This window comes from Stenotrophomonas sp. 59, assembly GCF_030291095.1.
In the GTDB taxonomy this organism is placed as follows: domain Bacteria; phylum Pseudomonadota; class Gammaproteobacteria; order Xanthomonadales; family Xanthomonadaceae; genus Stenotrophomonas; species Stenotrophomonas maltophilia_Q.
In genome coordinates, this window is the sequence record NZ_CP127408.1 from 2415233 (window position 1) to 2433855 (window position 18623).

Sequence of the window (18623 nt, forward strand, 5' to 3'; positions counted from 1 at the left end):
TTCACATCCCAAGCAGGCTGGTCGGTTCGGATTCGCCGCCGCTGGGCGCCTGGCCGATCACCACGCTCTCCCCCGCCCGCAGGCCGCTGAGTATCTGCACGGCGGTAGCGGTGCGCAGACCGGTCGTCACTGCACGCTCGCGGACGCGGCCCTTGGCGTCGACCACGCGCACGGTGCCGCGGTTGCCATCCATGTCGTCCGATGCGACCAGCGCCGTCAACGGCACCTGCAGCGCATTGGCGGCGCGCGCGAGCTGCACGGTCACCTTCACCGTCATCGATGGTTTCAGTTTCAGGCCGGGGTTGGCCACATCGAACAGGCCGGCGTAGTACACCGCCTTGGGCGACTGCGCCGAGCCGCCTGCATTGCCGGTCGCGACGTCGGCAATGGAAGATGGCGCTGGCTCCAGCTGCTGCAGATGGGACTCATAACGGCGACCGCTCGGCCCCAGGGTCGAGAACCACAGCGGTTGCCCCGGCGCCACCAGTTCCACATCAGCCTCGGCAATCTCGGCACGCACGGTCATCGTGTCCATCTGCGCCAGCATCACGATGGTCGGTGTGGTCTGCATCGAGTTCAGCGTCTGTCCTGCCTTGGTCACGATGGCCACGATGTAGCCGTCGCTGGGCGAGACGATGCGGGTATAGCCCAGGTTGATCCGTGCGGTTTCCACCTGGGTCACTGCCTGGTCGATCTGTGCCTGCAGCGCGGCCACTTCCGAACGCGCCGCATCGCGTGCCATGCGCGCGGCTTCGAAGCCTTCCTGTGACACCAGTTGCGACGCCACCAGCTGCGACTGCCGCTCGTAGACACCGCTGGCCTGCGCATGGCGCGCCTGGCTGGCGGCATGCTGGGCACGCAATGCATTGGTGGCTGCCTCGGCGCTGCGCAGCGCGATGCGTTGCGGCTGCGAGTCGACCTCGGCGATCAGTTGGCCAGCCTGTACCCGCTGCCCCAGCACCACATGCAGGCGCTTGACCTGGCCGGACACCTGCGCGCCCACCGCAACCAGCTCCTTAGGATTGACCCGGCCGACCGCCTGTATGGTCTTTTCCAGATCTGCCACCTGCGCCGGCGCGGTGATCAGCGCGGCATCCCCGCCTTCGGACAGCGCCCACCATCCGGTGCCCGCGGCCAGCGTGGCCACGGCACCGGCAATGATCCAGATCCTGCGATTGCTCATCGAAACGCCCGGCTGCCTGCGATCGCCCGATGCGACCGCCGAGACTGCAGTCTGGGAGCCGCGGATGGACATTCCTTGGAGCCATCGTGGAGATTGCATGGAGATGCACCGGCCGTTCAGGCATCACCCCCGCTCCTGAACGCCGTGGCCTGCGTCCACGCAATCTCGACACAATCTCGACCGAGTCTCCATCAACGGTCGCTAGCCTCGTCGGCCTCGCCGACTGCCAGCCTGCCGTGTCCCTTTCCTGTCCAGACCTGCCACCCATCGATGTGCGCCGTGCCTACTTCGCTTGGTGCGCGCCTTCTCCGTGGTTGATCGCACTGGTTCTGGCGTCGACCTCCGGCTGGATGCTGGCCAGCCCCCGCCCTGTGCCGCCCTTGCTGGCGGGTTTCGGAGCCGCTGCACTGGTGTGGTTCCGCAGCGATGGGCCGGGTCATGCAAGCCGCGCGGGGGTTCCGGTGTCACTGGGCCTGATTGGCCTGGCAGTCTGGGCAGCGGCGCTCCCGACCGCCAGCACTGCCACCCTGCAGGGCCTGCTTGCCTTGGCCGCCGCACTGGTTGTGATCCTGCTGGCGCTGCGCCTGCACGCCGTCGTGGGCATGGCGCGCAGGCTGCAGGCCCGGGTTGAGGCGACGCCCATGGCATCGCGCTGGAGCAAGCTGCCGGCCTCTGTATCCGCGTTGATGGTGCAACAGCTGCACGGCGCGGGCGCAGTGGAGCCCAGCCTTCAGCGCACGCTGGTGCTGGCCACCCTGGCCTGGGCAGCGAACGAAGAAGCGCAGGCGATGGAGCAACGACGATGACGCTGCCCTTGATGCCACCACTTCCCGCCCTTGCCATGACGCTGCAGAACGCAATGAAACACGATCTCCGCTCCCGACAGGCACCCCTGGTGCTGATTGCCGAAGATGAAGGTGAAATCGCCGACATCCTCGGCGCCTACCTGGCTCGTTCCGGACTGCGCAGCGCCCGTGCCGCCGACGGCGAGGCCGCCCTCGCCAGCCACCGCCAGCTGCGCCCCGACCTGGTGCTGCTGGATGTGCAGATGCCCAAGCTGGACGGCTGGCAGGTGCTGAGCGAACTGCGCCGGCGCGGCAACACGCCAGTGATCATGCTCACCGCGCTCGACCAGGACGTGGACAAGCTGACCGGCCTGCGCGTGGGTGCCGACGACTACGTGGCCAAGCCATTCAACCCGGCCGAGATCGTGGCACGCATCCAGGCTGTACTGCGCCGCAGCGCCCGTACGGTGGTCGAAGAGCCCAATGGCCTGATCCGCCAGGGGCCGTTCGAGATCGACCTGCGCAGCCACGAGGTGACGGTGCGCCTTGGCGAGCAGGTGCATGCCCTGAACTTCACCCTCACCGAGTTCCGCCTGCTGGTGCACATGGCCCGCGCCCCGCGCCAGGTGCATGCACGCGTTGACCTGCTGCATGCCTGCCTGCCCGAAGGCGATGCGCAGGAGCGCACCGTCGACAGCCACGTCAGCAAGCTGCGCCGCAAGCTGGAAGACGTCGGCGTGATCGGCATCCCCGCCACCATCCGCGGCGTTGGCTATCGTTTCCTGGACTGAATGATGAACCCCAAAGGCAAGAGCATCGGCCGCCAGATCACGCTGTCCATCACGGTCGCCTCGCTGTGCTCCACCGTGCTGTCGATCAGCGGTTTCTACCTGTTCTACTACCTGATGGAGGTGTTCTATCCCCGCTGGTATGACGAACCGGAAACGATCATGCCGTCCGGGCTGGAATGGTTGTGGATCGGCCTGACCGCCACCGTCGTCGTCATCTTCGCCACGCTGGTCGCCTCGCGCCTGACCCGGCGCATCATCACCCCGCTGAACTCGGTGGCCGAAAGCCTGCGTCGGGTCGCCAGCGGCGATCTGGAGGCGCGTGCGCGCGGCTGTGATACCTCGATGACCGAGGCTGCCACGCTGGTCAGCGACTTCAATTCCATGGCCGAGCGATTGAGCAGGATGTCGGAGAACCGCGTGTTCTGGAACGCGGCGATCGCGCATGAACTGCGCACCCCGATGACCATTCTGCGCGGCCGCCTGCAAGGCATCGCCGAAGGTGTATTCGAGCCGGGCCCCGAGCAGTTCAACAGCATGCTCACCCAGCTGGAAGGCCTGACCCGCATCATCGAGGACCTGCGCGTGGTCAGCCTGGCTGAAAGCGGCCATCTCGACCTGCGCCTGCAGCGCAGCGACGTCAGCGTGCAGGTGGCGGCAGTGGTGGAGGCGATGTCCGAGGCACTGACCGAAAGTGGCTTCTCGGTGAGCCTGGACGCGAGGCCGTCGCTGGCGGACTGCGATCCGGCCCGCATCCGCCAGGCGGTGCTGGCACTGCTGGAAAACGCCCGTCGCCATGCCATTCCCTGCCCGCTGCGGGTACGCGTCACGCTGGCGGAGGGGCACTGCACGGTGGCCGTGGAAGATGGCGGCCCCGGCGTGCCGGACGAACTGCGCGACAGCATCTTCGAGGCATTCCAGCGCACCGATGTCTCACGTTCGCGGCAGAGCGGTGGCTCCGGACTGGGCCTGGCGGTCGTGCGCGCGATTGCCGTGGCCCATCACGGAACCGCGCAGTGCCGGGCTACCGAACGTGGCGGCAGTTCGTTCGAGATCCGCTGGCCGGTACATGCGCGGCGTTGATGGCCATCGCTGCCCTGGAAAACCCGAAATGCCGGAAATGCCGGAAATGCCTGGGTAGAGTCGACTGTCAGTCGACTTGCGCGCGCAAGCGCGGGTTCTTCCAGCAGTTCGCAAAGAGCAGTCGACCAACAGTCGACTCTACCCCCTTCCTGCACAGGCATCCCATGAAACACCCCCACGATCCGGCAGCCGCCGCCGGCAGCATCGGCCAGCAGAATGCGGCCGCCACCTTGAAAGCCATCCTGCGCACCTATCCCTGGCAGCTCACCGGTACCTTTTCGCTGGTGGCGCTGGAAAATGCGCTGTTGCTGGCCTATCCACTGTTCGCAGGCTTTGCGGTGGACGCGATCATCCGCGGCAACATCGGCCACGCCATTTCGTACGCAGGCGTGGTGCTGCTGTTCTGGCTGGTCGGTGCCGCCCGCCGTGCGGTCGACACCCGTACCTTCACCCGCATCTATGCCGATCTGGCGGTGAACGTGGTGCAGGCGCAGCGCAGGCTGGGCCAGGCCACGTCCACCTCGGCCGCGCGTGTTGTGCTGGCCCGTGAATTCGTCGACTTCTTCGAGAAGCACGTGCCGATCATCGCCACGGCATTGGTCTCGATGCTCGGTGCAGCGGCGATGCTGCTGGCGATCGAGCCGCTGGTCGGCGCCGCAAGCCTGGTCGCGCTGCTGGGTGCATTGTTGCTGTTGCCGTCGTTCGCGCGCCGCAACGAGCAGCTGCATGGACGCCTGAACAACCGGCTGGAGCATGAGATCCGCCTGGTGGACCGGGTCAGCCCCTCGGTGCTGCGTCGCCACTACACCACGCTGTCGCGGCTGCGCATCCTGCTCTCCGATCGCGAAGCAGGTGCCTTTGTGGTCGTTGGCGCAGCGGCGGCGGTGCTGTTCGCGCTGACCATCGGCCGCCTCGCCACCAGCGACGGAGTCACCCCGGGCCATGTGTATGCGGTGATGACCTATCTGTGGACCTTCGTCGGCAGCCTAGATGATGCGCCGTCAATGGTGGACCAGCTGGCGCGGTTGAAGGACATCGGCCGCCGCGTCAGCCCGGGCATGGACGATGCGGAACGCAAGGACCCTGCGTGATGGCAACCGCTGACACAGGGTAGAGTCGACTGTCAGTCGACTGCACTTCGTTCATCCGATCGGAAGTCCCGCGCTGCGCGCGATAGTCGACTGGCAGTCGGCTCTACCTCGGAGCTGCCGAGCGCCCGCACATTGCCAATGCACCGATGATCAACGCCTCCATGCTGCGGTCGAACCCGGCTTCCTGTGCCTTCCAATCCAGTGGTCGCCGCGTGGTGTCCGCCGCGGCATGCCGCGAGTACACGGTGTCGGCCAATGCCACGGCGTGATAGGCCACGGTCGAGAGCAACCACGCCGCCTGTTCCAGCGGCAGGCCATGCACGCGGCTGAACTCGGCATGGTGGCGCTGGATGCGTGCCAGCATCTCCGGCGTCTTGGCGCCATGGCTGACCAGGAACGGCGCCAGCCCGGGGTTGGTGTCCACCAGCGTCCGCAGTGAACGCTGGAATTCGCGCAGGTCCTCTTCGATGCTGCGCCGCTCCGCAGCATCCAGCGGCGGTGCCTGCCAACGCTCGAAGATCGCCTCGGCCACCAGCTCGCGCAGTGCTGCCAGGTTGTCGACATGCTTGTACAACGCGATGTGGCTGACGCCGAGCGCCGCCGCCACCCCCACGAAGCTCAGCCCCGGCAGGGTCATCGCAATGCCGGCGTCGGCAATGCGTTCGCGGGTGATGGTGGGCGGACGGCCGCGTGCGGCAGTCTTCTTCGGTGCGGCCATGCGGTTGCGTTTCCTGCACGGGGTACTGGCAAGGGCTGTCATGGTGGGCCGCAGGGGCGCGGTGGTCAACGCATCCAGATGCCATTCCGGCAGGCGCGGGTTGCGGCCCGGTCAATTTAGTTTACTATGATGTAACTAATTCGCATTTGCAGTCCCCTGGATCGCTATCGATGTCCGCGCCCTCCCCTTCAATCACCCCGAGCGGGCCGCTGCGCGGTGCCGACCATGGCAGCTGCGAAGCCCAGCTGACCCGCGCCGGTGGCCTGCACAATCTCGACGACCGCCTCGACGATATCTGATCCACCCCGCAGCACCCGCGCCATGCGCTTCGTTCCATACAGCCACAGATCGCCCACGCACCTCGCGTGCAGCATTGCCCCGACAGCAGTGCCGTGCCCTCTGCCAGCCATTCAACAGCCCGCGTCGTCCTGCCCAGGCAGGTCACCGACGGCGCCGTGCTGGCCGATCGCACGACCCACCACACGAGAACCGCCATGCCCCTCCCCGCCCGAACCCTGACCTTCCCACCGCGCACCGCGCTGTCCCTGGCCGCGCGCGCGGCGTTGCTGCCGGCCCTGTTGATCGCAACCGCCGCCCACGCTGATGACGCGCCCGAGGGTGCCCGCCAGCTGCCCACGGTCAACGTGCGCGCCGACAAGACCACGCCCACCGATGCCTACGCCGGTGGCCAGGTCGCCCGTGGCAGCCGGGTCGGCCTGCTCGGCGAACTCGATTTCATGGACACCCCGTTCAACACCGCCAGCTACACCGCCCCGTTCATCGAGAACATCCAGGCGCCTGACCTGGTACGGGTGATCGCATTGACCGATCCCAGCGTCTACAACGGCGGCTCCGGCGGCGGCATCACCGACTATTTCAACATCCGTGGCTTCAGCGTGGCGTCCTCGGACATCGGCTTTGGGGGCCTGTACGGGTTGATCCCCTACTACCGCGTCAGCCCTGAACTGGCCGAGCGCATCGAGGTGTTGAAGGGCCCTTCCGCGCTGCTCAATGGCATGCCGCCGGGTGGCTCGGTGGGCGGCGCCGTGAACCTGGTGCCGAAGCGCGCGGGTGATACGCCGTTGACCCGCTTCACCGCCAGCTACGGCAGCGATGCGCAGCTGGGCGGTCACCTGGATGTCGGCCGCCGATTCGGCGCGGACAAGCAGTTCGGCGTGCGACTCAATGCGGTGCATCGCGAAGGCGACACCGCCACCGATCACCAGCAGCACAGGGCGCAGCTGGCCTCGCTCGGCCTGGACTGGCGCGGTGAGCGTTCGCAGGTCTGGCTGGACCTGTTCAGCAGTCGCGACCATGTGGACGGCCTCAATCGCGGCGTTTCGCTGGCTCCCGGCCTGGCCGTGCCTCGCCCTCCGAAGGCCAGCACCCTGTTCGCACCCGACTGGACCTTCAGCAACGTCAAGGACCAGGCCGCCGCGCTGCGCTGGTCGTTCGACATCAATGACCACCTGCAGGCACATGCCAGCTACGGCCACGGCCATACCGATTTCGATTCCATCGCCAGCGCTACCACCCTGATCACCAACGCAGCCGGCGACTTCCGCAACAACTTCGCGCACCAGCGTTTCATCTACAGCAAGGACACTGCCGAAGCCGGCCTGTCGGCGCGGTTCCGTACCGGAGCCGTCGATCACGCGCTGGCGATCAGCGCGGCCTGGTACCAGCACGACCAGAAATTCGGCTTCAAGCGCAACCTGCTGGCCCGTGACTGGGTGACCAACATCCACAACCCGCAATGGGGCCCGGCCATCGACCGCAGCTTCAGCAGTGCGCCGTTGCCGAAGACTGCGCACGTGCGCACCACCAGCTTCGGCATTGCCGATACGCTGTCCTTCATCGACGACCGTGTGCAGCTGACCCTGGGCATCCGCCACCAGACCGTCCTCAGCGACACCATCGATGGGGCTGCTGGAACGCGCACCGCGCGCTACGATGCCAGCGCCAATACCCCGGCCGGCGCACTGCTGTTCAAGGCCAGTGACCGCCTGTCTCTGTACGCCAACTACATCGAAGGACTGAGCCAGGGCAGCACCGCCCCGGTCACCGCCGCCAATGCCGGCGAAGTCTTCCCGCCATTCAAGACCCGCCAGCGCGAGGTGGGGGCGAAGTTCGACTTCGGTCGCCTCGCCAGCGCGCTGAGCGTGTACGAAATCGAGAAGCCCGGCTCCTACACCGACCCCGCCACCAATGTGTTTTCGTTCGGCGGCCAGCAGCGCAACCGGGGCGTGGAATGGACCGTGTTCGGCCAGGCCACCGAACAGCTGCGCGTGCTCGGCGGCATCGGTTGGCTGCAGCCGAAGCTGACCCGCACCCAGGGCGGGATCAACCAGGGCCGGCTGGCCACCGCCACGCCGCAATGGCAGGGCAAGCTCGGCGTGGAGTGGGACGTGCCGGCCGTGGTAGGCCTCACCCTCACCGGCAATGCGGTCAGCCTCTCCAAGGGTTACATCAACGCCGACAACAGCCAATGGGTCGCAGGGCACACCGTATTCGATCTCGGTGCCCGCTACTCCATGCAGGCGGCGGGCCGCCCATTGGTACTGCGCGCCACCGTCCAGAACCTGACCAACAAGGCGTACTGGGCCGGCAGCCTTGGCTCCGGGCTGGGCACGCCGCGCACGGCCCTGCTGTCGGCCACTGTTGATTTCTGATCCCTGAGGCACGGGTACCACGCCCTCGCGCGTGGTGCCCCGGAGAAGTGATGTGACCGTTTCCCGTACCGCCGCCGTGCTGGCCTGGATGCCACTGGCCTCACGCATCATCGCCGCGCTGTTCGGTGGCTATGCCTTGGCTGCGCTGTGCAGCATCGCGGCATTGGCGTTGCCCATCGATGGTCGCCAGGCCGTGTTCACCGGCATGCTGGCCAGCTTCCTGCTGTACGCCGGCGCCGTGGTCTGGGTGTTCGCGGTGCGCTCGGCCTGGCGCGCATGGATCGGGCTGATCATCGCCGCACTTCCGCTGTGGCTGGCCGTACAGACGGTCGGCCCGGGAGCTGGTGCATGAGCAAGCCCCGGCACACTCCCAAACCGCGCGGCGTCCGCCAGACCATGTCCGACCTGCATATCTGGGTCGGGCTGCTGGCCGGTTGGATCCTGTACGCGATGTTCCTCACCGGCACCGTCAGCTACTTCCGCGATGAGCTTTCGCGCTACACCCGCCCCGAGATCGCCTCGCCCTCCATGCTGCCGGACGCTGCCGCCGTCACGCAGCGTACCGTCACCACGATCATGACCGCCACGCCTGCGGCCAGCCAGATCAATCTCAACCTGCCAGGCACGCGCATGCCGTGGGTGTCGGCGATGTGGGCCAGCCCGGGTGGACGCGGCCGGCACGGCTTCGATTCGGGCCTGTTCGACGCCAGCACCGGCGCACCGTTGCAGGCACGCGACACAGGCGGCGGCGACTTCTTCTACGCGTTCCACTTCAACCTGCACTACATGCCGGCCATGTGGGGCCGCTGGATTGTCGGCCTGTGCGCGATGTTCATGCTGGTTGCCATCGTCAGCGGCGTGATCACCCACAAGAAGATCTTCGCCGACTTCTTCACCTTCCGCTGGGGCAAGGGCCAGCGCTCGTGGCTGGATGGCCATGCGGCGGTGTCGGTACTCGGCCTGCCGTTCCATTTCATGATCACCTGGAGCGGCCTGGTGATGCTGGCGGTGCTGTACATGCCGTGGGGCCTGGCGAAACTGCCCGACAAGCGCCAGCAGGCCGAGGTCGTCAGCGAAATGCGGCTGTTCCTGCCACCGCAGAAGGCGGCAGGCCACGCTGCGCCGCTCACCGACGTGGGCGCACTGGTGCGGCAGGCCGAGCAACGTTGGGGAACCGGCGCCGTGGGCAGCGTACAGGTGCAGAACCCGGGCGACGAGAACGCACGCGTTGCCGTGGTACGGGCACAGTCCACCCGTGTTTCCACCACGCCGAACTATCTGATGTTCGATGGCAGCAACGGGCAGCTGCTGCAGATCAAGGAGCATTCGGGCGTTGCCGCCGATACCCAGGGCGTGCTGTACGGCCTGCACCTGGGACGCTTCGCCGACGCCGCCCTGCGCTGGCTGTACTTCATCGTCAGTCTGGCCGGCACCGCCATGGTCGGCACCGGGCTGGTGCTGTGGACGGTCAAGCGCCGTACACAACTGCCCGACCCGCAGCGCCCCCACTTCGGCTTCCGCCTGGTCGAGCGGCTCAACATCGCGACGGTGGCTGGGCTTTCGGTAGCGATGGCTGCCTATCTGTGGGCCAACCGCCTGCTGCCCACCGGACTTGATGGGCGTGCCGCGTGGGAGGTGCATGTATTCTTCCTGGCCTGGGCCGCAATGCTCGTGCATGCCACGCTGCGTGCGCCGAAGCGCGCGTGGGTCGAGCAGTTCATGCTGGGTGCGTTGCTGCTGGCGTTGTTGCCGGTACTGACGGCGATGACCACGCCGCATCCGCTGTGGGACGCATTGCCCACGGGCGACTGGGCGTTCGCCGGCACTGACCTGACCCTGCTGGCCCTGTCCGCCCTGCACGCTCTGCTGGCGTGGCGCACCTGGAAGCACGCGCCGAAGTTGAAGCGCGCACGGCCGTCTGCAGCGTCACGCAATGCCGCAGCGGAGGCCAGCGCATGATCCACGTCATTCTGTTCGTGTTGTCGCTGGCCGCATTCGCGTGCCTGGCGCTGGCAATGGAGCGCCATCAGCGGGACGTGCTGCATCGCGTGCTGAACGTTGCTACGACGCAGCAGCTGCGCGCAGTCGGATGGGCGCTGCTGGTGTTCAGCACCGTGTTCGCGATGCGCGCATTGGGTGTAGGCAGCGGCCTGGCCGCGCTGTCCGGGCATACCAGCGTGGCCGCCGGCGTGGTCGTGCTGGCGATGGTGGCGCATGGGCGCTGGAAGCGGTAGATGCCCACCTTGGTGGGCGCCGAGGCAACGCGGCGCCAACGCATGGCAGTAGCGAGTTGGCCGCCCGCGCTATGCCGGGAACGGGCGGGCATCGAGAGTGATCTCGATACGCTCCACGCCCCTGCCCTGGTTCTTCCGCTTCAGCGAGAGCACACCGATCTCACCGGTGCTGCGTGGATGGGTGCCGCCACAACCCATCTGCGCGAAACCCTCCACCCGCCAATAGCGACGATGGTTCGCCTCATCGGAAAAGGCCGTGATGATCGGCAGGTCGGACGCAAACAGCGCTGCGGACTGGGTCTGCAACGCGTCAAACAGCGCTGAAATGCTGCCATTCCGCGCAAAATCGATGCGGGCCTTGGCCGGGCCGATATGTGCACCGACCTTCTCGATCCCCGGTTCCAACGCATACACCAGCTGCAGGATCATCTCGGCTGCGAAATGGTGGCGCATCAGCCCATAGCGGCGCTGGCCATCTATCTCCACCAGCACCGTGTCGCCCACCGCGAGGGCGTGCCCTTCGGGCAATCGATAGGTGATGTCCAGGCCCTCCTTGCGCGCCTCCAGCACCTGATGGCCGCCGATGGACCCGGCGTCGCTTTCCTGGCCGCCGGAGAACGCGAAGAAGATGGTCTCGTCCAGCCGGATCTCATCACCGGTGACTGCGCTGACCCGAGCCTCATGATGCAGCCGATAGGGATCGTCCCAGAATGCCTTGATCGTCATCGTCACCTCCAACCCGAAGACGCTAGCACGGCGAAGGCCTGCGAACGCATTGGCCGGGGCACGAGTACCTGTGCGTGGTGATCAACATGGCCGGCACGCCATCGGCGGCCTCGGCTGCGGTAGATGCCCACTCTGGTGGGCGACGAAGCAACACGGCGCCAACCAAGGTTGGCGACTACCAGGGCCGATGATCGTGGCGGCGATACGTCGGTCGGTGCAAGGATCAGCCGAGCATGGCTCGGCTCTACAGGAAATCCGACATGCGCTGCAGTTCGTCTTCCAGCGCGCCACCAAACACCTTGTCGCGCGCCAGCGACTTGCCGGCATAGCCCACGCTGGATGTCAGCTCACCGTCACGCATGCTGACGTTGGCCCAGCCCACCACCTGGTCGTGCCATAACACTGGCAATGCGTAGTAGCCGTACTGGCGCTTAGGTGCGGGTGTGTAGGCTTCGAACTTGTAGACCCAGCCCCATAGCAGCTCGAAGCGGCGGCGGTCCCACACCACCGGGTCGAACGGTGCCAGCAGGCGCACCTGCTCGTCCGGTGCGTGTCGGCGCGAGCGCGGGTTCTCGTTGGCTGGCCAGTACCAGGTCGTTCCATCCAGCGTGCAGCTGGCCAGCTGTTGCTTGGCCAGCTTCAGCGCCTGCCGGGTCTGTTCGGCCAGATGCGGTGCACCGTAGCCCAGCAGCCGCACCAGATAGGTCAGGCTGGCCGAGGGCAGCGGCGCGTACTTGCGCACCACCAGGTCGATCAGGGCGGCCGCGCGTTCGATCTGCGCATGCTCGCCGGCATCGGCCTCGACATGGTCGGCCACCGCGTAGATGCGGGTGCCGCTGTCGCGCCGCTGCACGCGCAGCAGGCCGCGGTAATGCATGCCGTCCAGCAGGTGGGTGCTGGCATTGCTGGTGCCGCCCCAGTAGTTGGTCACCCGGCCATGCGCGAACGCCTGGTCAACCTCGCGCGGGTGCACGCTGCCACGCTCGCGGACGAAGGCCAGTACATCCGCCGCACGACGCCGGGTCTCGGCGTCCCACGCGCGCTTGGAAACACGCGGGTGCATCAACGCCAGGTGCTCGCGCGGGAGGAAGCCGTAGTTCACCAGGCAATCCTCTTCCACTGGCAGGCGCGCATAGCGCCGCTCCAGATCACCGGCCCGGTAGTCCTTCACCCGGTGGCGCAGCGTCAGGTCCTGTGCCCGTGCTGGTGCGCGGATCGGGTCGGCCTGCACGAAACCCAGGCGCCGGATCGCGGTCAACAGCGTGGTGGGTTTGAACAGCGTGCGCGCGACCGCGTGGCGGCGCAGATCATCGAGGGTGGGCGTGGCAGGCATGATCGCATTGTAGATCCACGCCATGCGTGGATGGGGCCGTGACGGACCGTGCACCGGTATCCACGCATGGCGTGGATCTACCGGACGCCGAGTACGTCCAGCGAACCGATCACCAGCGCACGCATGCCCTGCCTGAACTCGGCAATCACTTCCTCGTCCTGCACGCGCCGCCCGGTCAACGCTTCGGCCTCGTCATCCACCAGCCCATACACCGTGTCCGCACCGGCAATGCAGTAGAACGCAATCGTGGCCAGCACCCAGCGCGCCTTGTCCAACGGCAGGCCGAACACTTCGGCCACATGGGCCTGGTGCGAGGCGATCTTCTCCAACATCGGCGCGGTCGCCACCGAGCGCCGCAACAGGTAGGGCGGCAATCCAGGGTGCGCTTTCACCACCTCGCACAGCGATTCCACGAAGACCATCAGGTAGCCCTGCAGCCCACCCGGCGCATCGGCCGACGCGCGCGGAATCTGCCAGCGCTGGAACACCGTATCGGCCACCAGCCGCTTCAAGGCCTCCAGATTGGCCACACGCTTGTAGAGCGCCGCCTGGGTCACCGCAAGCTCGGCGGCCACGTTGGCCATGGTCAGGTTCGGCAGGCCCAGCTTGATGCCAATGTCAGCCAGGCGCTCGGGAGTGATGGTGGGCGGGCGGCCACGGGCCGGCGCCGGGATCTCGGGTTGCATGCTCATACCGTAGCGAGGGTGCCAGTAAAAGGACCCTCTTGTCCGCTTCATATGATTTAGTTTATTTTACTCAACTAATTCGGAATGCGTCTGGTTCGCACCCCGCCGCCATCCGGAATCGAGCCCGTGGCTCACTTCCCGCCAGGTCCCCACCCAGCCGACAACCCTGCGCTGCGCCTTCCCCCGTGCTTGCCGTCGGCAGCGCGCCAGGCGCGTTCGCACCTGCGATTCACAGGAATCTGGCATGACCGTGTTTGACCTTCCCTCTTCGCCCGTCCGTCCCGCCGTGGCAACTGCCCGACTGCCGATGCAGCCGCCCGGCCTGGCCCGGCGCTATCGTGTTTCGACCCTCGCGCTGGGCCTGCTGGCCTCGTTCGCCGCGCTGGCCGAGTCGACGCCGTCCACCCTGCCCTCGGTACAGGTGCAGGAACAGCGACGGGCCACCGCCGACTATGCCGGAGGACAGGTGGCGGGCGGCGGTCGTGTCGGCCTGCTGGGCGACAAGGACTTCATGGACACGCCGTTCAGCACGGTCAGCTACACCGAGTCGTTCATCCGTGACCGCCAGGCCAGGGACCTCACCGACGTCATCGCCGCCACCGACCCGACGGTGTTCAGCAACGGCGTCACCGGCGCGTGGAGCGAGAACTATGCCATCCGTGGCTTTGCCTCCAACACCAGCGACACCACCTTCAACGGCCTCAGCGGCATGGCGCCCTACTACCGCACCTCGCCGGAGATGTTCGAGCGCATCGAAGTGCTGAAGGGGCCCTCCGCGCTGCTCAACGGCATGCCACCGGGCGGCTCGGTGGGCGGCGCGGTGAACCTGGTGCCGAAGCGCGCTGGCGAGCAGCCCCTGCTGCGGGTCAGCGCCAACTTCGCCTCCGATGCGCAGTTCGGCGCCCATGTGGACATGGGCCGTCGCCTCGGCGCAGACAAGCAGTTCGGCATCCGCTTCAACGGCGCCTGGCGTGATGGCGACGGCGCCGTCGGCAAGCAGAGCAAGAAGGTTCAACTGGGATCGCTGGCACTGGACTGGCGCGGTGATCGCACCCGTCTGTCGGCCGATCTGTACAGCGCCGACGATCGCGTGGACGGCCCGGCCCGTGGTGTCGGCCTCGCACCGGGTGTCGCCATTCCCCGCCCGCCGCGGGGCGACACCCTGATCAACCCGGACTGGGCCTACGTGGACAGCCAGGACAAGGGCGTGATGCTGCGCGGCGAATTCGACATCAATGACAGCGTGATGGCCTACCTGGCCTATGGCACCAGCAAGACCGACTACCGTTACAACGGCTCGATCAGCGCGCAGATCCTCAACCCGGCCGGCGACTTCAGCACCGTGATCGGCCAGCTCGCGTTCGACATCAAGAAGCAATCCGGTGACGCCGGCCTGCGCGGCAGCTTCCGTACCGGTAGCGTGGGCCACCAATGGGCCGCCAACGTGACCCACTACCAGCACACCCAGAACGACTATGGCCGCCGCAGTGTGCCCGGCTGGGACTGGACCACCAACCTCTACAACCCGGTGTGGGGCCCGGCCGCGCCGTTCGTGGCGCCGCACATCTCGCATACCGACCTGCGCCTGGACAGCCTCGGCTTCGCCGATACCCTCTCCTTCGCCGATGACCGCGTGCAGCTGACGCTGGGCGTGCGCCGCCAGCAGGTGGTCAGCGAGACCTTCAGCGTGGCCACGGGCGCACGTACTTCGCGGTATGACGAGAGCGCCACTACCCCCGCGGCAGCCTTGCTGGTGAAGGCCACCGACACGATCTCGGTCTACACCAACTACATCGAAGGCCTCAGCCAGGGCGCCACCGCGCCGATGACCGCCGCCAACGCGGGCGATGTGTTCGCACCGTTCCGCACCAAGCAGAAGGAGCTGGGCATGAAGCTGGACATGGGCAGCTTCGCGCACACCTTCAGCGTTTATGAGATCAAGCGGCCAAGCAGCTATACCGACCCGGTCACGAACATCTTCTCGTTCGGTGGTGAGCAGCGCAACCGCGGCGTGGAATGGGGCTTCTTCGGATCGCCACTGGACGGCGTGCGCCTGCTCGGCGGCGTGGCCTACGTACAGCCGAAGCTGACCCGTACGGCCGGTGGCGTGAATGAAGGTCGCATCGCCACCGCTGTTGCACAGCGCCAGGCCAAGCTGGGCGTGGAATGGGATGTACCGGCGTTGCAGGGGTTTACGTTGACTGGCAATGCCACTGCGATGTCGAGACAGTACATCAGCGCCGATAATCAACTGTCAGTTCCGGGGCGCACACTGTTTGACGTGGGTGCACGCTACAGCACGGCACTCGCAGGGCGGCCGCTTGCACTGCGTGCCACGGTGAACAACGTGACCAACAAGGCGTATTGGGGCATGCCGCTGTTGTCGAGCCTGGCATTGGGCGCGCCGAGGACCGTGCTGTTGTCGGCCACGATGGATTTCTGAGCCGGGCGACAAACTGTCAACGGGATCCACGCATGGCGTGGATCTACCGGCACAAGGCACGACCACGCATGCGCTGATCACGAAAGCACGCGCGCCACTACCGCCAGCACCAGCAGATGCCCCACGTAGTATCCATAGAACATCCAGCGCCAGCGCGGCAGTTGCCATTGCACCCGTGCGGCCAGCAGCACCACGGGAACAGCCAGCAGGGCCCAGCCGTTGTGGTTGGCCCAGCACACCGCCGCCAAGGCAATCAGCAGCGGCCACCACGCGCGATGGCGGAACGCGATCCAGGCCAGCAGGACACTGCCGACGCCGGCCCACTGGTAGTCCACCAGCATCGGCAGTACACCCGCCGCCACCAACAGCAATAGGGGCCGGTTGTTGGCAAGTGCGTGCACCGCCACGGCTGCCAGGGCGAACGTGAGCAGGATGTTGAGCGGCAGCCAGGCACCGAAGGCCAGGGCATGCAGCGGTTGGGCGATGACGCCCCACAGGGCCAGGCGACGCATCGACTTGCGAAGGTCGGCGCCCGGTTGGGCCAGGTTGCAGGCCATCACCAGCGCGAACAGCGGGAAAGCGATACGCCCCAGTTCGCTCACCACCGGCACGTAGCCGCCAAACACCACTTTGGCCACGTGATCGCCGGTCATGGCCAGCAATGCGATCCACTTCAGCAGCTCGCGGGCGCCACTGCCGAGGTTGATACTGAACGTGGACGTCCTTGTCGTGGTCTCGTGCATCCCCGGAGCTTATGCGCATCGGCAAGCCCATTTCCAGCATCCGGCACGTGACACCCCCTGCCTCGGCCAGCGCAGGGCGCTATGCTGGCCGCCCCTGCTTGTGAGACACCTTCCATGCGCACCCTGTACCCCACCATCGAGCCGTACCGCGAGTTCACCCTGCCGGTGAGCGATCTGCACACGCTGCACATCGAAGAGTGCGGCACGCCGGAGGGCATTCCGGTGGTGTACCTGCATGGTGGCCCAGGTGCAGGCATTTCACCGACCCATCGCCGCTTCTTCGACCCAGCGCGCTACCGCATCGTGTTGATCGACCAGCGCGGCAGCGGCCGCTCCACGCCGTTCGGCGAGCTGCGCGACAACACCACGCAGCACCTGGTGGCCGACATCGAAAAGGTGCGCGAACACCTGGGCATCGAACGCTGGCTGGTCTATGGCGGCTCCTGGGGCTCGACCCTGTCGCTGGCCTATGCACAGGCGCATCCGGAACGCGCTACCGGCCTGATCGTGCGGGGCGTGTTCCTCGGCCGCGAGATCGAGAACCGCTGGTTTGCCGAGGGCAACGGGGGCGCGCGCTGGATCTTCCCGGAGCGCTGGGATCGTTATGAGGCCTACATTCCGGAAGCCGAGCGGGGCGACATGATTGCGGCATACTGGACCCGCATGGATGGCGCGGACGAGGCGACCCGCATCGAAGCGGCACAGGCCTGGCTGGGTTGGGAGGACAATGCCGCCACCCTGCAGCACGACGTGGATGCCGAATCCACGGATGATCCGCTGGACACGCTGGCGAAGGCCCGCATCGAAGCACATTACTTCCGCAACGGCATCTTCCTGGAGCCGGACCAGCTGCTGCGCGATATCGATCGCATCCGTCACCTCCCGGGCGTGATCGTGCAGGGCCGCTACGACATCATCTGCCCGCCGCGCAGTGCCTGGGACCTGGCCAAGGCCTGGCCGGAAGCCCGGCTGGAAATGGTGACCTCCGGGCACAGCGCGAACGAGCCGGCCACGGTCGATGCGCTGGTACGAGCCACGGATGCGTTTGCCGACAGGTTCTGATGCCGACGGCATGCTCCGGCCGTCCGCACAATCGCCGCTACGCGGCCCGGTGAATGGCGGCCCACCGACACAGGCCCACCCGGCCGGATCTTCGCAGCTCGCTTACAGACCCCCGCCGAAGATCCAGCCGTGGCCATCCACACGCGTGGCCCGCGTCCCCACTTCTGGAGCCTGTCATGACCGGTGTTCGCTACGTTCCTGTTGTCCTCGTCATCTCCGTCGGCCTGCTGCTGGGCGCCTGTTCCAAGACCCAGGAGGCCAGCAAGGCAACGGCCGCCGAGGACGTGACCGAAGTGAAGCTCATCCCTGCCTATGAAACGCTGGACAAGGACAAGGACGGCATCGTCACCCTGGCCGAAGTCGATGCGGTCGCACCCGACTGGGCCGAGCGGCTGCACGCCTGCGATACCGACCGCAACAAGACGCTGAGCCGCGGCGAGTACGACGTGTGCAAGCAGACCAGCGCTTCGCGTTGATCCGTCACTGAACCATAGCGTGGCGCAGCGCAGGCCCGGCTATACCAAGGTATAGCCGGGCTAACCCACGAGCCTCTAGGACTGCCCCATTCAGGGGCGGACAATAGCGCCATTGGCCAGGGCAATCCTGGCCGCCCCCTTCCTTCATGGAGACGCAGATGGACCCCGACCCTGCCGGGCGCGATGCGCCCCGGATGCCCGCTTGCTGCCTGTTCCTGGCGCCTGCCCGCCGGTCCCTGCCTGCCTGAGTGACGGGGGACCGCCAGGCGCCGCATGCCTGGAGATCGCCCCCATGTCCTACAAGATCCTCTACATCACCCTGCGTCGCCTGATCGGCGAGCGCAATGTCGCCGCGCTGCGCAGCCAGTTGCTGCAGCACGGGCCAGTGATGTTCGCCCGTTCGCTTTCGCTCGGCTCCCCCCGCGTGGTGGCCGATGCCCTGTCGTTGCTGCCGATCAGCGAGCGCATCACGGTGCTGCGCCACCTGCCCTACCCCCTGCGCGATGCGATGAAGCCACTGTGCATCGGCGGCAGCCAGCGCCTGCACATGCAGCCGTGGTCACCGGCGGTGCTGGCGATGCGCCACGCCTGATCTGTTTC

Annotated in this window: 19 protein-coding genes; 13 read left to right on the top strand and 6 right to left on the bottom strand. The window is 66.8% G+C overall.

Annotated features, from left to right (window positions below; genetic code table 11):
* Position 1 precedes the first annotated feature (1 nt).
* Entirely contained in the window at positions 2-1183 is a 1182-nt protein-coding gene (locus QP552_RS11270; protein ID WP_286073655.1) for an efflux RND transporter periplasmic adaptor subunit, read from the bottom strand.
* Positions 1184-1269: 86 nt separating this feature from the next.
* Here QP552_RS11270 and QP552_RS11275 point away from each other — a divergent pair, with 86 nt between their 5' ends.
* The 4 genes from QP552_RS11275 to QP552_RS11290 all read left to right on the top strand — a co-directional run bounded on the left by QP552_RS11275 (position 1270) and on the right by QP552_RS11290 (position 4930).
* Positions 1270-1989, top strand: a complete 720-nt coding sequence (locus QP552_RS11275) for a hypothetical protein (RefSeq protein WP_286073656.1) — start codon at positions 1270-1272, stop codon at positions 1987-1989.
* A gap of 53 nt (positions 1990-2042) precedes the next feature.
* Positions 2043-2759, top strand: coding sequence for a response regulator (locus tag QP552_RS11280; RefSeq protein WP_106548576.1), 717 nt, complete (start codon positions 2043-2045; stop codon positions 2757-2759).
* 3 nt (positions 2760-2762) lie between these two features.
* Positions 2763-3839 carry an ATP-binding protein gene (locus tag QP552_RS11285; RefSeq protein WP_106548575.1) on the top strand — a complete coding sequence of 359 codons (1077 nt, stop codon included), beginning with the start codon at positions 2763-2765 and terminating at the stop codon, positions 3837-3839.
* 164 nt (positions 3840-4003) lie between these two features.
* A complete protein-coding gene (locus QP552_RS11290; RefSeq protein WP_286073657.1) occupies positions 4004-4930 on the top strand; it encodes an ABC transporter six-transmembrane domain-containing protein in 927 nt (308 codons plus the stop codon).
* A gap of 103 nt (positions 4931-5033) precedes the next feature.
* Here the strand turns inward: QP552_RS11290 and QP552_RS11295 are convergent, their stop codons facing one another.
* Complete coding sequence (locus QP552_RS11295) at positions 5034-5648, bottom strand: TetR/AcrR family transcriptional regulator (RefSeq protein ID WP_111111726.1); 615 nt, start codon at positions 5646-5648, stop codon at positions 5034-5036.
* A gap of 170 nt (positions 5649-5818) precedes the next feature.
* Here QP552_RS11295 and QP552_RS11300 point away from each other — a divergent pair, with 170 nt between their 5' ends.
* The 5 genes from QP552_RS11300 (at position 5819) to QP552_RS11320 (ending at position 10554) form a co-directional block, all read left to right on the top strand.
* Positions 5819-5947 (top strand): hypothetical protein, encoded by a 129-nt coding sequence (locus QP552_RS11300; RefSeq protein ID WP_258393968.1) that lies wholly within the window; start codon positions 5819-5821, stop codon positions 5945-5947.
* Between the two features lie 195 nt (positions 5948-6142).
* On the top strand, positions 6143-8320 hold the full coding sequence (locus QP552_RS11305) for a TonB-dependent siderophore receptor (protein WP_286073658.1): 2178 nt from the start codon (positions 6143-6145) through the stop codon (positions 8318-8320).
* Between the two features lie 52 nt (positions 8321-8372).
* On the top strand, positions 8373-8672 hold the full coding sequence (locus QP552_RS11310; protein WP_286073659.1) for a DUF3649 domain-containing protein: 300 nt from the start codon (positions 8373-8375) through the stop codon (positions 8670-8672).
* Positions 8669-10279 carry a PepSY-associated TM helix domain-containing protein gene (locus QP552_RS11315; protein WP_286073660.1) on the top strand — a complete coding sequence of 537 codons (1611 nt, stop codon included), beginning with the start codon at positions 8669-8671 and terminating at the stop codon, positions 10277-10279. The genes QP552_RS11310 and QP552_RS11315 overlap by 4 nt, the downstream gene beginning before the upstream one ends.
* Positions 10276-10554, top strand: a complete 279-nt coding sequence (locus tag QP552_RS11320; protein WP_111111730.1) for a DUF3325 domain-containing protein — start codon at positions 10276-10278, stop codon at positions 10552-10554. Before QP552_RS11315 ends, QP552_RS11320 begins: the two co-directional genes overlap by 4 nt.
* 69 nt (positions 10555-10623) lie before the next feature.
* Here the strand turns inward: QP552_RS11320 and QP552_RS11325 are convergent, their stop codons facing one another.
* From QP552_RS11325 to QP552_RS11335, 3 genes are all read right to left on the bottom strand, one after another.
* A complete protein-coding gene (locus QP552_RS11325) occupies positions 10624-11280 on the bottom strand; it encodes an alanyl-tRNA editing protein (protein ID WP_111111731.1) in 657 nt (218 codons plus the stop codon).
* A gap of 244 nt (positions 11281-11524) precedes the next feature.
* Complete coding sequence (locus QP552_RS11330; RefSeq protein WP_286073661.1) at positions 11525-12637, bottom strand: crosslink repair DNA glycosylase YcaQ family protein; 1113 nt, start codon at positions 12635-12637, stop codon at positions 11525-11527.
* Positions 12638-12690: 53 nt separating this feature from the next.
* Entirely contained in the window at positions 12691-13305 is a 615-nt protein-coding gene (locus tag QP552_RS11335) for a TetR/AcrR family transcriptional regulator (RefSeq protein ID WP_111111732.1), read from the bottom strand.
* Positions 13306-13543: 238 nt separating this feature from the next.
* On the opposite strand from QP552_RS11335, the gene QP552_RS11340 reads away from it, so the two are divergent.
* Positions 13544-15742, top strand: coding sequence for a TonB-dependent siderophore receptor (locus QP552_RS11340; RefSeq protein ID WP_111111733.1), 2199 nt, complete (start codon positions 13544-13546; stop codon positions 15740-15742).
* Positions 15743-15819: 77 nt separating this feature from the next.
* Here the strand turns inward: QP552_RS11340 and QP552_RS11345 are convergent, their stop codons facing one another.
* On the bottom strand, positions 15820-16485 hold the full coding sequence (locus QP552_RS11345) for a TraX family protein (protein WP_286073662.1): 666 nt from the start codon (positions 16483-16485) through the stop codon (positions 15820-15822).
* A gap of 114 nt (positions 16486-16599) precedes the next feature.
* Between QP552_RS11345 and pip the strand changes: the two genes are divergently transcribed.
* The 3 genes from pip to QP552_RS11360 all read left to right on the top strand — a co-directional run bounded on the left by pip (position 16600) and on the right by QP552_RS11360 (position 18615).
* The gene (gene pip / locus QP552_RS11350) at positions 16600-17547 is read left to right on the top strand and encodes a prolyl aminopeptidase (protein ID WP_106550957.1); all 948 of its coding nucleotides are present in this window, start codon (positions 16600-16602) and stop codon (positions 17545-17547) included.
* A 176-nt stretch (positions 17548-17723) separates the two neighbouring features.
* A complete protein-coding gene (locus tag QP552_RS11355; protein WP_111111734.1) occupies positions 17724-18023 on the top strand; it encodes a hypothetical protein in 300 nt (99 codons plus the stop codon).
* 292 nt (positions 18024-18315) lie between these two features.
* A complete protein-coding gene (locus tag QP552_RS11360; RefSeq protein ID WP_106550959.1) occupies positions 18316-18615 on the top strand; it encodes a hypothetical protein in 300 nt (99 codons plus the stop codon).
* The last annotated feature ends 8 nt before the right edge of the window (positions 18616-18623 follow it).

Coding starts and splice junctions, on each gene's coding strand:
- QP552_RS11270 (WP_286073655.1), bottom strand. CDS start 1,183: ATGAGCAATCGCAGGATCTGGATCATTGCCGGTGCCGTGGCCACGCTG.
- QP552_RS11280 (WP_106548576.1), top strand. CDS start 2,043: ATGAAACACGATCTCCGCTCCCGACAGGCACCCCTGGTGCTGATTGCC.
- QP552_RS11285 (WP_106548575.1), top strand. CDS start 2,763: ATGAACCCCAAAGGCAAGAGCATCGGCCGCCAGATCACGCTGTCCATC.
- QP552_RS11290 (WP_286073657.1), top strand. CDS start 4,004: ATGAAACACCCCCACGATCCGGCAGCCGCCGCCGGCAGCATCGGCCAG.
- QP552_RS11295 (WP_111111726.1), bottom strand. CDS start 5,648: ATGGCCGCACCGAAGAAGACTGCCGCACGCGGCCGTCCGCCCACCATC.
- QP552_RS11300 (WP_258393968.1), top strand. CDS start 5,819: ATGTCCGCGCCCTCCCCTTCAATCACCCCGAGCGGGCCGCTGCGCGGT.
- QP552_RS11305 (WP_286073658.1), top strand. CDS start 6,143: ATGCCCCTCCCCGCCCGAACCCTGACCTTCCCACCGCGCACCGCGCTG.
- QP552_RS11315 (WP_286073660.1), top strand. CDS start 8,669: ATGAGCAAGCCCCGGCACACTCCCAAACCGCGCGGCGTCCGCCAGACC.
- QP552_RS11320 (WP_111111730.1), top strand. CDS start 10,276: ATGATCCACGTCATTCTGTTCGTGTTGTCGCTGGCCGCATTCGCGTGC.
- QP552_RS11325 (WP_111111731.1), bottom strand. CDS start 11,280: ATGACGATCAAGGCATTCTGGGACGATCCCTATCGGCTGCATCATGAG.
- QP552_RS11330 (WP_286073661.1), bottom strand. CDS start 12,637: ATGGCGTGGATCTACAATGCGATCATGCCTGCCACGCCCACCCTCGAT.
- QP552_RS11335 (WP_111111732.1), bottom strand. CDS start 13,305: ATGAGCATGCAACCCGAGATCCCGGCGCCGGCCCGTGGCCGCCCGCCC.
- QP552_RS11340 (WP_111111733.1), top strand. CDS start 13,544: ATGACCGTGTTTGACCTTCCCTCTTCGCCCGTCCGTCCCGCCGTGGCA.
- QP552_RS11345 (WP_286073662.1), bottom strand. CDS start 16,485: ATGCACGAGACCACGACAAGGACGTCCACGTTCAGTATCAACCTCGGC.
- pip (WP_106550957.1), top strand. CDS start 16,600: ATGCGCACCCTGTACCCCACCATCGAGCCGTACCGCGAGTTCACCCTG.
- QP552_RS11355 (WP_111111734.1), top strand. CDS start 17,724: ATGACCGGTGTTCGCTACGTTCCTGTTGTCCTCGTCATCTCCGTCGGC.
- QP552_RS11360 (WP_106550959.1), top strand. CDS start 18,316: ATGTCCTACAAGATCCTCTACATCACCCTGCGTCGCCTGATCGGCGAG.